The organism is Myxococcus guangdongensis, from assembly GCF_024198255.1.
Lineage (GTDB): Bacteria > Myxococcota > Myxococcia > Myxococcales > Myxococcaceae > Myxococcus > Myxococcus guangdongensis.
Genome location: NZ_JAJVKW010000010.1, coordinates 14,393 through 27,494, shown reverse-complemented (window position 1 = coordinate 27,494; position 13,102 = coordinate 14,393). Strand labels below are relative to the sequence as shown.

General features: G+C 71.1%; 11 protein-coding genes. 5 read left to right on the top strand and 6 right to left on the bottom strand.

What is annotated here, in order from left to right; all coding sequences use genetic code 11:
- Positions 1 to 206 precede the first annotated feature (206 nt).
- The 3 genes from LXT21_RS27845 to mhpA all read right to left on the bottom strand — a co-directional run bounded on the left by LXT21_RS27845 (position 207) and on the right by mhpA (position 3,874).
- A complete protein-coding gene (locus LXT21_RS27845; protein WP_254041223.1) occupies positions 207 to 1,814 on the bottom strand; it encodes a M56 and MltD domain-containing protein in 1,608 nt (535 codons plus the stop codon).
- Positions 1,811 to 2,209, bottom strand: a complete 399-nt coding sequence (locus LXT21_RS27840) for a BlaI/MecI/CopY family transcriptional regulator (protein WP_254041222.1) — start codon at positions 2,207 to 2,209, stop codon at positions 1,811 to 1,813. The genes LXT21_RS27845 and LXT21_RS27840 overlap by 4 nt, the downstream gene beginning before the upstream one ends.
- 75 nt (positions 2,210 to 2,284) lie before the next feature.
- On the bottom strand, positions 2,285 to 3,874 hold the full coding sequence (gene mhpA / locus LXT21_RS27835) for a bifunctional 3-(3-hydroxy-phenyl)propionate/3-hydroxycinnamic acid hydroxylase MhpA (protein ID WP_254041221.1): 1,590 nt from the start codon (positions 3,872 to 3,874) through the stop codon (positions 2,285 to 2,287).
- A 247-nt stretch (positions 3,875 to 4,121) separates the two neighbouring features.
- On the opposite strand from mhpA, the gene LXT21_RS27830 reads away from it, so the two are divergent.
- The gene (locus LXT21_RS27830; RefSeq protein ID WP_254041220.1) at positions 4,122 to 6,194 is read left to right on the top strand and encodes a BTAD domain-containing putative transcriptional regulator; all 2,073 of its coding nucleotides are present in this window, start codon (positions 4,122 to 4,124) and stop codon (positions 6,192 to 6,194) included.
- A gap of 7 nt (positions 6,195 to 6,201) precedes the next feature.
- Here the strand turns inward: LXT21_RS27830 and LXT21_RS27825 are convergent, their stop codons facing one another.
- The gene (locus LXT21_RS27825) at positions 6,202 to 7,149 is read right to left on the bottom strand and encodes a LysR family transcriptional regulator (protein ID WP_254041219.1); all 948 of its coding nucleotides are present in this window, start codon (positions 7,147 to 7,149) and stop codon (positions 6,202 to 6,204) included.
- Positions 7,150 to 7,258: 109 nt separating this feature from the next.
- On the opposite strand from LXT21_RS27825, the gene LXT21_RS27820 reads away from it, so the two are divergent.
- Positions 7,259 to 8,308, top strand: coding sequence for an NAD(P)-dependent alcohol dehydrogenase (locus LXT21_RS27820; RefSeq protein WP_254041218.1), 1,050 nt, complete (start codon positions 7,259 to 7,261; stop codon positions 8,306 to 8,308).
- Between the two features lie 142 nt (positions 8,309 to 8,450).
- Positions 8,451 to 8,741, top strand: coding sequence for a FruA-associating protein, FapA (locus LXT21_RS27815; protein ID WP_254041217.1), 291 nt, complete (start codon positions 8,451 to 8,453; stop codon positions 8,739 to 8,741).
- Positions 8,742 to 8,786: 45 nt separating this feature from the next.
- Here the strand turns inward: LXT21_RS27815 and LXT21_RS27810 are convergent, their stop codons facing one another.
- The gene (locus tag LXT21_RS27810) at positions 8,787 to 10,016 is read right to left on the bottom strand and encodes an acyltransferase family protein (RefSeq protein WP_254041216.1); all 1,230 of its coding nucleotides are present in this window, start codon (positions 10,014 to 10,016) and stop codon (positions 8,787 to 8,789) included.
- Between the two features lie 138 nt (positions 10,017 to 10,154).
- On the opposite strand from LXT21_RS27810, the gene LXT21_RS27805 reads away from it, so the two are divergent.
- Together LXT21_RS27805 and LXT21_RS27800 are read left to right on the top strand one after the other, a co-directional pair.
- Positions 10,155 to 10,772 carry an RNA polymerase sigma factor gene (locus LXT21_RS27805; protein WP_046717107.1) on the top strand — a complete coding sequence of 206 codons (618 nt, stop codon included), beginning with the start codon at positions 10,155 to 10,157 and terminating at the stop codon, positions 10,770 to 10,772.
- Positions 10,769 to 11,260 (top strand): zf-HC2 domain-containing protein, encoded by a 492-nt coding sequence (locus LXT21_RS27800; RefSeq protein ID WP_254041215.1) that lies wholly within the window; start codon positions 10,769 to 10,771, stop codon positions 11,258 to 11,260. Before LXT21_RS27805 ends, LXT21_RS27800 begins: the two co-directional genes overlap by 4 nt.
- 7 nt (positions 11,261 to 11,267) lie before the next feature.
- Here the strand turns inward: LXT21_RS27800 and LXT21_RS45475 are convergent, their stop codons facing one another.
- The gene (locus LXT21_RS45475) at positions 11,268 to 13,058 is read right to left on the bottom strand and encodes a S8 family serine peptidase (RefSeq protein ID WP_323395045.1); all 1,791 of its coding nucleotides are present in this window, start codon (positions 13,056 to 13,058) and stop codon (positions 11,268 to 11,270) included.
- Between the last annotated feature and the right edge of the window lie 44 nt (positions 13,059 to 13,102).

Sequence of the window (13,102 nt, the reverse complement as noted above, 5' to 3'; positions counted from 1 at the left end):
GCCAGCACAGACGATTGGCATACAGGAGGGAGCCAAAGGGAAACAGGTGGGCGCTCAGCCCAGCAGGTGGGGATGTCCCACGCTGAACCCAACCACCGTCATCGCCGCTGACTCACGACCGCGGAGCCGATGCATCACAGGCAGGACCCGCGCGAATCACTCACATCCCTCGGCCCGCGCGAGGCAGCCGCCGGGCCGGGTGCGCGTCAATCCAACAGGTGCGGGTTGCGCACGATGAGCAGGCCCGCCTGCACCGTGGCGGGATAGTCATTGAGGTGCCCCGCGGCGTTGAGCGCCGTCGTGTCGCGGCTGCCCCCCTCGCTCAGGGCCTGGTCCACCTTGCGCTCCCCCTGGTTGTACGCGGCGAGCGCCAGTCGCCAGTCCTGGTAGCGCGCGTGCAGGTCCGACAGCAGCGTCGCCGCGGCTTGCGTCTCCCGCGCCACGTCGAGCCGCTCGTCCTTCGTCGCGCTCACCTCCAGCCCATAGCGACGCGCCGTCTCCGGGATGAACATCCACACCCCGGCGCCCCGCATCCCCGGAGCGAGCGACGGCCGCCCATCCGTCTCCGGCATGTTCGTCACCGCGGACTCCACCACCGCCACCGCGAGCAGCCCCTCGGGCAGCCCCTGCGCCTTCAGCGTCGACGTCATCGCGGCGCGGTGCGTGCCCAGGTTCTCCAGCGCGCGCTTCATGAAGGCGCGCCCCTTCTCGGTGCCGATGAGCTTGTTGACGCGCTCCACCACCTTGTCATCCACGACGATGGACACATCACCCTTCGGCTGACTCGTCCGGGCGAGCGCCTCCACCTCGGCGCGAGTCACCGCGCGGCCCTTCGCCGCGCCCTGCGCGAGCACGGCCACGGGGAGCAGCAACAGGGACAGCGCGGCGAGCAGCGCGGGGACAGCGTGGGCACGACGGGGACGCGGCTGGAACAGCATGTGGATTCTCCTCTGTGTGGGGTGGGACATGCCGGTGGCACCGGCGGGAACGGGCTCCGCGCCCGGGAGTCGGAGCGCCGCCTGGAGCAGGCAGCGCGCATAGGCCTGGGCCTGGGCCCGACCGCTGGCGACCAACGCCTCGTCACACGCCAGCTCCTGCAACGACGCGAGCCAACGCGACAACACGTGCACCGCCGGGTGCCAGAAGAACAGGCCCGACAACAACAGTCGGCCCAGCGCCAGGTGCGTGTCGCGCTGACGGTGATGCTGCAGCTCGTGCAGCACGGTGAGCCGGAACGCCTCCGAGTCCTCGAGCAGCGACGGAGGCACCACCACCCACGCGGAGGGACGCGCGCCCGAGCGGGGGAACCACGCGGAGAACGCGGGCGTCCCCTCCTCACCCAGCACCACCGCCGCCCGCCGCACCGAGCGCACCCGGGGCAGCCGCTCCAATCGTCGGAGCAGCCTCCGGTGCCGCCAGAGCGCCCGCCCCGTGAAGAGCACCGCGCCCACGAGCCACGCTCCGGACAATCCCATCCACACGCCGAGGGGAACAGACGTCGCCTTCGACGCCGGGGGAGCCGCGCTGCCCACGGGGCTCGCCGTCCACACCGCCGACGGGAGCCGCTGCGCCTGCCTCGCCACCGAACGTTCGAAATCGAACAACGGCCCCGCGGGAGACAGCGCCCGCGCGCCCATCGCCAACAGCGGCAGCACGAGCGCGAGCAGCAGCGCGCCTCGCCCCACCTTCAGCGCCTGCCGCGCCGACAGCGCCCACCCCAGCCGCGCGAGCACCGCCAGCGCGCCCCACGCCAGCAGCAGCGCCACGGGCAACACCAGCGCCACCGCGAGATACAGGGACACCAGTGCGCTCACGGCTTGCCGCCCTTGGCCTTGAGCAGCTTGCGAATCTGCTCCACCTCGTCGGGCGCCAGCGGCACCGCCTCCACCAGACGCGCCACCAGCGCGGAGGGCGTCCCATCGAAGACGGTGTCCACCAGGTGGCGCAGGCTCTGCGCCTCGTACGTCTCGCGCGGCAGCGTGGCCGAGTACAGGTGCCCCCGCCCCTGCTTGCGACTGACGATGACGCCCTTCTGCTCCAGGATGCGCAGCACCGTGGACACGGACGTGTACGCCAACGCGCGCTCCGGCGGCAGCGCGGCCAGCACGTCCGCCACGCTCACCTCGCCCTGCTTCCACACGATGTGCATCAGCTCGAGCTCCACCGGCGTCAATGGCCGGGGCGCCTCGGGCTCGGGTTGTCTGGCCATGGAGGTCCTCCGTGGCCAGCAAACTACTAAGAGCTTAGTTCTTCGTCAACTAAGCCCTTAGTTCGAATCGCCGCCTCACACGCCCAGCGCGTCGCGCAGCTCCGGCAGCTGCTCCGCCTTCACCGCGCCGAACACGAAGCGGTCCGGGCGCAGCACCACCACGTCCGAGCCGTGCCGCGAGAACCAGTCGCCCAGCTTCCCGGTGATGTCCTCCACCGAGGGCACCTCGCCGCCGTGCTCGCCCGCCGGCTGGACGGCGAGCAGCCGCCCACCCAGGGCCTCCGCCAGCCCGCGCGCCGCGGCCAGCTGCGACGAGGGCGCGTTGGCGCGGCACAGCACCGCGAAGTCGTTGCCGATGGCGTCATCCAGGAGGACCTCCTGGCCGGACGGCAGCCGCACCCGGGGCTGGATGAAGTACGTGCCCTCCGCCGACTGGGCACCCTCGCGCTTGCCCCCCAGGTAGTAGCCCTGCTCGTGCATCGGCGGCTGCTTGAACTCGAAGCCCTGGATGAAGCGCCGCACCCGGGGGATGCGCTGCAGCGCGCGCATCACCAGGTCCCGGGCGCTGGCCACCCAGCGGTTGCGCGCGAGGAACAGGTGCCCCACGCGCACGCACAGCTTCTGCACCGCCTCCACGTGCGGACGACGCTCCTCCTCGTAGGTGTCCAGGAGCGACACCGGCGCCAGCCCCCGCACCACGCGCTGGAGCTTCCACGCCAGGTTGGACGCGTCGCGCATGCCCGACACCAGGCCCTGGCCCATGAAGGGCGGCATGGTGTGCGCCGCGTCCCCCAGCAGGAACACGTTGCCGTCGCGCCAGCGCGCCGCGTTGAGGCAGTGGAACGTGTACACCTGCGCGCGCTCCACGTGCACGCGCTCCGGGTCGATGTAGGGCTCCAGCAGCTTCTTGATGGTCTCCGGGCGCTCCATCTCCTCGCGCGTCTCGCCCGGCATCAGCATGAACTCCCACCGGAACTGCCCCACCGCGCCCGTGGCGACGAAGGCCGGGCGGTTCGGGTCGCACACGAAGCGGCACAGCTCCGGCGCGTCGCCCTCCACCTGCCCGGACACCGCCAGCCACGGCTCGCCGTACGCCCGGCCCGCCATCTTGATGTTCAGCGCCTTGCGCACCGGGCTGCGCGCCCCGTCGCACGCCAGCAGGAACCGCCCACGCACCGTGCGCGTCTCGCCCTTCTCCACCAGGCGGTAGCGCACCGTCACCCCACCAGCGTCCTGCTCCAGCGACTCCACGCTCGCGCCCAGCTGCAGCGTCACGTGGGGGAAGCGCTCCAGCCCGCCGCGCAGCACCCCCTCCACCAGCGGCTGGTGGAAGAACCACAGCGGCGAATACCCGAAGCCGAAGTCCGCGGAGCTGGTGTGCACCTCCGCGAAGCGCTTGCCTGTCTGACCCACATATTCAGCGAAATGGTTCTGCCGCATGTCCTTCTGCAGCTCGGCGCCCAGGCCCGTGGACTGGTAGATGCGCAAGGCTTCGTCATCACACGAGAACGCCCGCGGTTGTCCATGCGGCGCCAGGTCCTGCTCCAACACCAGCGTTCGCACGCCCAGGGAGCCCAGCAGATTGCTTGTCAGTGCTCCCACGGGACCGCAGCCGCTGATGATGACATCAACCTCCATGTCGGCCTGCTGCTTGTCACAAACCATTGCGACCCCCGTGGTTGACCCGCCTGACTTGATTCATAACGAACGAGGTGTGACCAGGGTGTGACCGCACCAGTCGATTCGCAATGCCGTCCGCCCGTGACGGCGAGCTGCCGTGTACTGGGAATTCGAGCCGCACCGCGTGATGGGGCCGTCTTGCCTGGGTTAATCCCTACCCGCGAGGGAGCCTGCTGTGCGGCGTGTTACGTTAGGCCAGACACGCTCTTCCCTTCTTGGAACCTCGGAGGCCATGGCAGGCGACGACGCGGCAGGGACGCAAGTCTTTCATCTCGCGCTGCTCGGCGAGGCCCGCCTGCGGCATGGCGGCGCTCATCTGCCGTTGGAGCGCCGCACGGCGGCGGTGCTGACATGGCTGGCATTGGAAGGGCCGCATCCGAAGTACCGCCTGGCGGGCCTGTTGTGGGCCGAGTCGAGCGAGGCCACGGCCCGCAACAACATGCGTCAGCTGTTGCGCCGGCTGCGGTTGTCGGTGGGCGCGGAGCTGGTGCAGGGCTCGGATGTGCTGTCGCTCGTCGAGGGCGTCACCATCGACGCCGCGGAGCTGCAGGCCCACGTGCTCGCCGGGCGTCATGCCCAGGCGCTCGCGCTGGAGGGCGTGCTGCTGGGCGCGCTGGAGTTCGACGACTGCCCGGAGTTCCAGTCGTGGCTGGAGAGCGCGCGCGAGCGGTTGGACAAGCTGCGCCGCCGCGCCGCGTCCGCGGAGTCGGAGGCCAAGGAGCGCGCGGGGGATTTGTCCGGCGCGCTGGTGCTGGCGGAGAAGCTGCTCGCCATGGACCCGTACTCGGAGGAGGCGTGGCGCCGGCTGATGCGGCTGCACTACATCGCGGGCGACCGGATGGCCGCGCTCAACGCCTTCGAGCGCTGCCGCCGCCTCTTGCGCGAGGAGCTGGCCACGCAGCCCCTGCCCCAGACGGTGGCCCTGGCGCGGGAGATTGAACGCGGCCCGGCCACGGCCCAGCCCGCGCGCAACGCTCCGGCGAAGCTGCCCCTGTCCGTGCTGCGGCCGCCCGTCCTGGTGGGGCGCGAGCGGGAGTGGGCCCGGATGGAGGAGGCCTGGGCCGAGGGGAAGACCATCTTCCTGAGCGGCGAGCCCGGGGTGGGCAAGACGCGCCTGGCGCACGACTTCGCCGCGTCGCGCGGCGTGCACATGGTGCTCGAGTCGCGGCCCGGTGAGACGCACGTGGCCTACTCCACGCACGTGCGCCTGCTGCGGCAGATCATGGCCCGCTGTCCGGACGCGACGCTCGCGCCCTGGGTGCGCCGGGAGCTGTCGCGGCTGATGCCGGACATGGCCGGCACGGAGGGACCGCCGCCGCCCATGGTGGACGAGGCCGAGCGCAGCCGCTTCCTGGAGGCCAACTGCCTGGCCATCTACCAGCTGTGCGCCGGGATGGACGCCATCGTCGCGGATGACTTGCAGTACATGGACGCGGCCACCGCGGAGTTCGCGCTGCTCATGCTCTCGCGCCGGCACGACATCCCGTCGGACGGCGTCTTCCCCCGCTTCGTGGACACGTACCGCCGGGGCGAATTGACGCCCATCGCCGCCGCCTGCATCCAGCAGCTGGTGGAGGCGGGGCTCGCGGTGGTCATCGAGCTGGAGCCCCTGCACTCGGAGGCGGTGGGCACGCTGCTGGGCAGCCTGGAGCTGGCCGGCGCGGAGGGGCTCACGGACAACGTGATGCGCTACACGGGCGGCAACCCCCTGTTCATCATGGAGGCGCTGCGCAACCTGCTGGAGTCCGGCGGCCTGGAGCGCGGCTGGCCCGAACAGGTGCACCTCTCCGGGCGGGGACGGGACTTGATTCAGCGGCGGCTGGAGCGGCTGTCCGCACCCGCGCTCCAGGTGGCCCGGCTGGCCGCGCTCGCCAAGACGTCCTTCGCCATGGAGCTGGCCAGCGAGGTGCTGGAGATGACGCCCATGTCGCTCGCCACGCACATCTCCGAGCTGGAGGCCGCGCACGTGCTGCGCGGCGAGCGCTTCACCCATGACTTGCTCTTCGACGTGGTGCGCGAGGCGATTCCCCCCTCGCTGGTGCCCCTGCTGCACCGCCGGCTGGCCAGCGCCCTGGAGCAGCGCAGGGCCGCGCCCGTCGTCGTCGCGCAGCACTGGCTGGAGGGCAAGGAGCCCCAGCGCGCCGCGCCCTTCCTCGTCGCCGCCGCCAACGCGGAGGCCTCCGCCTTCCGCCACATGGAGGCCGCCCTGCTCTACTACCGCGCCGCCACCGCGCTGGAAGAAGCGGGCGCGCTCGACGAGGCCGCCCGCGTCAGGGCCCGCGCCCGCGGCATCCCCAGCGCCTGAGGCTCGCTCACGCGCGGCGCTTCGGGGAGCGGGGCACCTCGCGGGAGACAGCACGGCGCTCCGCCACCACCTCGCGCGCCACGTCCACGAAGGCGCGCAGCGTCGGTGACACCCGCGCCCGGCTGGGGAAGTAGAGATAGAAGCCGTCCACGTGGGCCGCGTAGGGCTCCAGGACGATTCTCAGCACGCCCTTGCGCACCCGCTCCGCCACGTCCGGCTCGAAGGCATACATCAAGCCCACGCCCTCCTCGACCAACGGCAACAGGCCCTGGAAGCTCGTGGCGGTGAGCGGCCCGCGCACCGGCACCCGCCAGCTCCGGGCGCCGCGCTCCAGCTCCCACTGGTAGAGCGCGCCGGTGGTGTTGGAGCGGATGCAAAGACAGTCATGGGACAGCAGGTCCTTGGGCTTCTCCGGGACACCCCTTCGCTCCAGGTACGCCGGCGCGGCCACCACCACGAAGCGGTAGCCCTCCGACAGCCGCACCTGCACCATGTCGCGCTCCAGCGACTCGGACATGCGGATGCCCGCGTCCAGCCCCTCCGCGACGATGTCCACCATCGCGTCCTCCACCCGCAGCTCCACGTCGGCGCGGGGATGACGGGCGAGGAAGCGCGTGAGCATGGGCGCGAGGACATGCGGCACCGCGATGGTCGGCACGGTGAGCTTCACCGTCCCCGTCACCTCGCCGGGCTCGGCCGCCGCGACCTTCAGCGCGGCGAGCGCCTGGTCCACCGACGGGCCCGCCCCCTCCAGAAGCCTCCGGCCCGCCTCGGTGAGCGCCACGCTGCGCGTCGTCCGCGTGAGCAGCGCCACGCCCAGCCGCGCCTCCAACTGCCGCACGCTCTGGCTGAGTGAAGAGGCGGACACGCCCAGCTCTCGCGCCGCGACGGCGAAGCTGCGCCTGCGCGCCACCGCGAGGAAAGCGTTCAAGGCATTGAGCGGGGTAAAAGCCATTCGGAAGTTTTCCTACACAGCCCTTGTGGATTCCACAGATTTTCCCCGGGCGCGCGGGTGCGCATAGTCCTGGAGCAAGAGTGCCCCTCTCCCAAGGAACATGAACACCATGACCACCGTACGCGGCTACGCGGCCCAGGACGCCCGCTCCCCCCTCGCCCCCTTCCAGTTCGAGCGCCGCGAGCCCGGCGTCGACGACGTCGAGCTCGACATCCTCTACTGCGGCGTCTGCCACTCCGACATCCACCAGGCCCGCGACGAGTGGGGCGGCTCCATCTTCCCCATGGTCCCCGGCCACGAAATCATCGGCCGCGTCACGCGCGTCGGCGCCAACGTCACCCGCTTCAAGGTCGGCGACTCCGTGGGCGTCGGCTGCATGGTGGACTCGTGCCGCGCCTGCCCGTCCTGCCAGGACGGCCTCGAGCAGTACTGCGAGAAGGGCGGCCCCACCGTCACGTACAACGGACGCGAGCGCCAGAGCCAGCAGCCCACCTTCGGCGGCTACTCCAGCGCCATGGTCGTGGACCAGGCCTTCGTCCTGCGCGTGCCGGACAGCCTGAACCCCGCGCGCGCCGCGCCCCTCTTGTGCGCGGGCATCACCACCTGGTCCCCGCTCCACCACTGGAACGTCCGCGCCGGCCAGCGCGTGGGCATCGTCGGCCTGGGCGGCCTGGGCCACATGGGCGTGAAGTTCGCTCGCGCCCTCGGCGCCCACGTCGTCGTCCTCAGCCACTCGGAGAACAAGCGTCAGGACGCCCTGCGCCTGGGCGCCCACGAGTTCGTCGTCTCCTCCGACGCTGCCCAGATGAAGGCCCGGGAGAACGCCTTCGACTTCATCCTCGACACCGTCTCCGCGCAGCACGACCTCAACGCCTACCTGCGCCTGCTGCGCCGCGACGGGCAGATGGTGCTCGTCGGCGTCCCGGAGAAGCCCCTGGAGCTCGGCGCCTTCAACCTCATCGGCACCCGCCGCAAGCTCGCCGGCTCCATGATTGGCGGCATCCGAGAAACACAGGAAATGCTCGACTTCTGCGCCGAGCACGAGGTCGTCTCCGACGTGGAGGTGATTCCGATTCAGCAAGTGAACGACGCCTACACCAGGATTCTCCGGGGTGACGTGAAATACCGGTTCGTCATCGACATGAAGAGCCTGAAGTAAAGCCTGACGCGCCGCAGCGGTACGCGATGGGTTCGGAATTCTCCGCTGCTGGCGTTCGCGCGGGCTCACCTGCCAGGAACAAGACAGTGGGCTGCCCGACCGGACAGGTGCCTGCTTGGTCTGGGGTTCACATTCTCAATCCATGACTACGACACTTGAGCACGCCGGTTACAACAAGATGACGATGCTGTACCCAGAGGAACACGAGCTCCAGACGCCCACGCAGTCGCTGAGGGACCCTCACTCGGCCGCCAAGCTGCGGCTGCAAGCGAGCCTGTGGCTGAGCCGTGCGCAGCGCGAGCTGCATGACGCCATCTTCCTGCGCGACGGCTCCGACGAGAGCCTGGACCGCTACTGCAGCGCCCGCGCGGAGCTCGACTCCGCGGAGGCCTACGCGCTGATGGTCGCCAAGGCCCTGCTGCAGGCTGGGTGAAGCACTCGGGCGCGCGCGTGGAATCACCTCCACGCGCGCGCCGCTTCAGCTCGCGGCGCCCGATGAGCCGGTGGACACCGGGACGGGCGCGGGGGCCGGACGCTCGCTGTACGGGAAGTAGTCCTTGAGCTTCAGGAAGTGCTTCTCGAACAGGTTCCAGCTCACCAGCGCGATGCCCCACGACAGCACCGCGGCCACGACATAGAACACCAGCTGCATCGGGAAGTCGGAGCCCGCCACCTGCTGCAGCGGCGTCTTGAGCACGGTGCGCCGCAGGATGGCGTCCAGCGGCGAGTGCACCAGGTAGATGGCGTAGCTGTACTTGCCGTACGTGAGCAGCACCCGGTTGGAGAAGACGCGGTGGAGCACACTGCCCGGCTTCGCCGCCACCACCCGATACACCAGCAGCGTGTAGAGGATGCCCACCGCGGTGTAGCCGCCCGTGCGCACCACCGTCTTGAACGCCGGGCCCATCGGCAGGGCAATCATCGCCGCCACCACGGGCAGCGCCAGCCACGGCGCCCAGCGCATCCACGGGAAGGCCGCCAGGCCCTTGCCCTCCGGGTGACGCAGCGCCAGGGACAACAGCGCGCCCAGCGCGAGCGAGTCCACGCGGCAGAACGTCACCACGTACGTGCTCTCCTCGCTGGCGCCCCACAGCGTGAGCCCCACGCGCACCGCCACCGCCATGGCGATGGTGCCCAGACACAGGCGGATGGCGCCTTTGTACGAGACGGCGGCGAGGAGGAACGGCCAGACGATGTAGAACTGCTCTTCGATGGCCAGCGACCACACCACGCCGAGGATGGGGTGCGTCGTGTCCACCCACAGCTGGTAGAAGTTGGACAGGTAGAGCAGGTACCAGACGGCGCCGTCCGTGGTGATGCGCTCGTCCAGGTTCAGCCGCCCCGCCAGCGATGGCAGCACCAGGAACGACACCGCCAGCGCCGCGTAGTACAGCGGGAAGATGCGCAGGACGCGCCGCGCGTAGAAGTTGCGGAAGTAGTACGTCTGCCCCTTCGCCTCCCACAGGATGCCGGTGATGAGGAAGCCGGAGAGGACGAAGAACAGGTCCACGCCCGTCCACCCCGCGCCGGCCAGCCACCACGTCGCCTTGCCCGCGACGCTCTGGTCGCTCAGGTGCGTGGTGTGGAAGAAGACGACCAGGAGGACCGCGAGTCCCCGCACGCCGTCGAGCACGGGCAGGTGCCCATGCAGGCGCGGAGCAGGCGCCGCCGACGCCGCGGCGTCCGGACGGGCGAGATGGGAAGACATGGGATTCTCATACCAACAACGTCAGTTCCCCAACAAGGTTGGCTCCCCGCCCTCGTGAGCGGAGCAGGCGGGCACCCGCGCGTGGCGGATTCGACGGGGCGGCTGAAACTCCCGCGCCGCTCGTGACACGGTGGTGGCGTGGCTCTTCTTTCCGCGGTGAAGATGGTCCTGGTGGGTGCGCCCCCATCCGACACGGAGGGTGAGCGCCGCCTGCTGCGTCGGGCCCGGACGGGGGACCCCGCCGCCTTCCGCACGCTCTTCGAGCGGCACTCCCCCGCGGTCTGGCGCTTCCTCAGGGACTTGCTGCGCGACGAGGCCGCCGCCGACGAGGCCACCCAGGAGACCTTCGTCCGCGCGCACGCGAGGCTCGGGGCGCTGCGCGACGAGGACCGGGTGGGCGCGTGGCTGCTCGGCATCGCCCGCCATGTCTATCTGGAGTCCCGCCGCACCCGGGGGGTCCACGTGGACGTGGAGGACGAGGAGCACGCCGCGCACCTGGAGGCGGTGCTGCCCACGCCGTCCCCGGAGGACCTGCTCCTGGACCGGGAGCTGGAGGGGCTTCTGGCCCAGGCGCTCGGGACGCTCAACGAGGAGCGGCGCGCGGCGCTGCTGCTGCGCATCGACCATGGGCTTCCCTACGAGGAGATTGCTTCGGTGATGGGCTGGTCGCTGCAGAAGGTGAAGAACGAAATCCACCGCGCCCGCCTGCGCCTGCGCGAGCAGCTGGCCGCCCATCTCGGAGGAGGACACCCATGAGCACGTGCCGCGAGAGCGAGCTGGACGCGCTGCTGGCCGGAGAGCTTTCACCCGAGGACGCCGCGAGGGTGCGCGCGCACGCGGACACCTGCGCCGCCTGCAAGCACGCGCTGGCGTGGCAGCGCGCCGAGCGCGGGTGGATGGCCCAGCGCGCGCGCCGCGAGCCCCGCCGCGCCGCCCTGAGCTTCGAGGCGCTCGAGGCACGCCTCGCCGCCCGCGCGCCGACGCCCGTCGTGCGTCAGCCTCCGCGCGAGGGCGAGTGGAGACATTGGGGGAAGATGCTGATGGCCGCCGCCGCGGCCGTGGCCTTCGTGGGGCTGGTGCTGCCCCGGGGCGGCGGGAGCGGCCCCAGCGTGGACGAGCCGTGGAGCCGCGAGGTGCTCGTCACCGGAGGCGTGGAGGCGTGCGAGGACGCCGCCGCCGCGCTGGAGGCCCGGGTGGGCGCGTGCCTCATCGCCTCACCCGTGCTGGCCCTGCGTCGGGACTAGGCCCGCGTCACGGCGCGGGAGGGCAGACGCGCCGGGCCTCTTCCACCGCGGCCTTGGCCTGCACCAGGCCGTGGCCGAACTTGATGTCCTTGCCCGCGTCGCCCAGGTCCAGCGCCGTCTTCTGCAGCACCTCGCGCACCTGGACGTTGGTGAGCTTGGGGCACGCGCCCAGCACCAGCGCGGCGACGCCCGCCACGTGCGGCGTGGCCATGGACGTGCCCGACTGGCGCAGGTAGTCCAGGCCCGACACGTCCACCGTCACGTCCTGTCCCACCAGCCCCTTGAGCGAGTTGGCGTTGACCAGGGTGACGGACGTCGTCGGCACCCAGAAGTCCTCCGGGTCGGTGAGCGTGAAGTTGCCCGCCCCGTCCTCGCTGGTGTTGTTGCCGACGACGATGGCCTTCGCGCCGGCGCGGATGGCGTTGAGCGCCTTCTCCTTGAACAGGATGCCGCCGCCGCGGTCCACCAGCGCGACGAAGCCGTCACACGTGGCGCCCTCGCCGCACGACGACACGCGCTCGCCCAGGCCGCAGTACACCATCCGCCCCGCGTACTTGCCCACGCCGGTGTACTCCAGCGGCTCGGAGGCGAAGCGCGTGCCGCCCACGTCCACGTCGCCGTACGGCGCGCCGCCGACGATGGTCGCGCTCAGGATGCCCACGCCCGGCGCCACCAGCGACACGAAGTCCTTGCCGTACTGGGAGAACGGCGCCCACGCGTTGTTCGCGTCGATGGCGCCCACGGCGATGACGTTCTCGTAGCCCGCGGGGTAGGACTTCTCCTCCGTGCCCCGGTTGCCCGTCGCGGCGATGGCCACCATGCCCGCCTCGAACGCGCGCTTGAAGGCCTCCTCCTCCGTCTGCGAGGGCGCGATGGAGCCCAGCGACAGCGAGGCGATGTGCGCGCCGCGCTCGATGCACCAGTCCATGGCGGCGATGACGTTGGACGTGTTGCCGTCGCCGTTGACGTCGAGCACGCGGGCCACCAGCAGCGACACGGTGGGCGCCACGCCCGCCACGCCGTTGGGCTCCTCGCCGGGCCGCACGTGCGCGCCCGCGCCCAGCTGCGCCGCGATGGTCGCCGCCGTGTGCGTGCCGTGGCCGCCACCCCACTTCACCACGCCGCCCGAGCGCGACTGGTCCAGCGGCTCGTCGTCCCCGTCGAGGAAGTCCTTGCCCTCCAGGTACGCCGCCGCCAGCTCCGGGTGCCGGTTGTCCCAGCCGCTGTCGATGATGCACACCTTGATGCCGGTCCCGGAGGGCGCGCCGTCATCCAGCACGCCGTCGTTGTTCGCGTCCCAGACCATGGGCGCCTGCACCCGGTGCAGGCCCGCGGTGTACTCGCCCGTGGAGCCGCTCGTGTTGGGCAGCACACCTTGCAACAGGGACGGGGACAACAGGCTCGGCATGCCGAACGCGCGCACCACGCGGTCCGGCTCCACGCGCAGCACGTCGGGGTCCTGCTCGAGCGCCGCGCGGGCCTCGGGGGTCACCTTCGCGGCGACGGTGTTCAGGTGGGGGAAGCGGCGGTGGACCTGGGCGCCCACGCGTCGGGCCGACTCGGTGAGCGTGTCCAGGTTGGACACGGCGCTGGCGGACACGCGGGGACGGAAGGTGATGAGCACCGGCTCCGCGCCATCCGCGCCGGCGAGCGGGCTGAGCGCCTGACTCGCGGTCCCCGGCAGCGACAGCTCCTCCGTCCCAGGACAGACCTCCTCGGTGACCGAGGGCTCCCTGTCGGGGACCTTGGTGCACGCCACCGCCCCACCGAGCAACCCGAGCCAGACCCAACGCTTCATCGTCATTCTCCTTGAACGCCCCGGCGAACGGGTAGGTACGGAGG

Excerpts from the sequence above, each read along its gene's own strand:
- LXT21_RS27840 (WP_254041222.1), bottom strand. The coding sequence starts at position 2,209 with ATGGCCAGACAACCCGAGCCCGAGGCGCCCCGGCCATTGACGCCGGTG.
- mhpA (WP_254041221.1), bottom strand. The coding sequence starts at position 3,874 with ATGGTTTGTGACAAGCAGCAGGCCGACATGGAGGTTGATGTCATCATC.
- LXT21_RS27830 (WP_254041220.1), top strand. The coding sequence starts at position 4,122 with ATGGCAGGCGACGACGCGGCAGGGACGCAAGTCTTTCATCTCGCGCTG.
- LXT21_RS27825 (WP_254041219.1), bottom strand. The coding sequence starts at position 7,149 with ATGGCTTTTACCCCGCTCAATGCCTTGAACGCTTTCCTCGCGGTGGCG.
- LXT21_RS27820 (WP_254041218.1), top strand. The coding sequence starts at position 7,259 with ATGACCACCGTACGCGGCTACGCGGCCCAGGACGCCCGCTCCCCCCTC.
- LXT21_RS27815 (WP_254041217.1), top strand. The coding sequence starts at position 8,451 with ATGACTACGACACTTGAGCACGCCGGTTACAACAAGATGACGATGCTG.
- LXT21_RS27810 (WP_254041216.1), bottom strand. The coding sequence starts at position 10,016 with ATGTCTTCCCATCTCGCCCGTCCGGACGCCGCGGCGTCGGCGGCGCCT.
- LXT21_RS27800 (WP_254041215.1), top strand. The coding sequence starts at position 10,769 with ATGAGCACGTGCCGCGAGAGCGAGCTGGACGCGCTGCTGGCCGGAGAG.
- LXT21_RS45475 (WP_323395045.1), bottom strand. The coding sequence starts at position 13,058 with ATGAAGCGTTGGGTCTGGCTCGGGTTGCTCGGTGGGGCGGTGGCGTGC.